Source organism: Streptomyces viridosporus, from assembly GCF_002078235.1.
In the GTDB taxonomy this organism is placed as follows: Bacteria; Actinomycetota; Actinomycetes; order Streptomycetales; family Streptomycetaceae; genus Streptomyces; species Streptomyces viridosporus.
In genome coordinates, this window is sequence record NZ_MSGP01000213.1 from 1 (window position 1) to 370 (window position 370).

The 370-nt window shown below is 69.7% G+C and carries 1 protein-coding gene; it reads right to left on the bottom strand.

The window, feature by feature from the left end; genetic code table 11:
- Positions 1-5: 5 nt before the first annotated feature.
- Positions 6-161 (bottom strand): hypothetical protein, encoded by a 156-nt coding sequence (locus tag B7L92_RS41090; protein WP_170102218.1) that lies wholly within the window; start codon positions 159-161, stop codon positions 6-8.
- Between the last annotated feature and the right edge of the window lie 209 nt (positions 162-370).

Genomic DNA, 370 nt, shown 5'->3' on the forward strand with positions numbered 1-370 from the left:
GGGCGTCACCCCACCTTTTCGATCACGGCCCGGCGGATCAGGAACTTGCCGGGCTCCCGGACCTGTTCGAAGGCCGCGTCGTTGAGCAGGACGCAGCTGCCGGACACCGAGGTGACCTCCACCGTCGTGGACTTGTTGTTGTCCAGGTTGGTGACCTTCAACTTCGTGCCGGCAGCTGCGTCCTGCTCAACGACGCGGCCTTCGAACAGGTCCGGGAGCCCGGCAAGTTCCTGATCCGCCGGGCCGTGATCGAAAAGGTGGGGTGACGCCCGGGTCCCTCGGGTTCGACAGGTTCGTCAGGGATTCCGGGGCGGCGGCCCGGTCCGGCGGGCGGGGCGTGCGACGAGCAGGCCCCGGCTCCGGCCGCCGC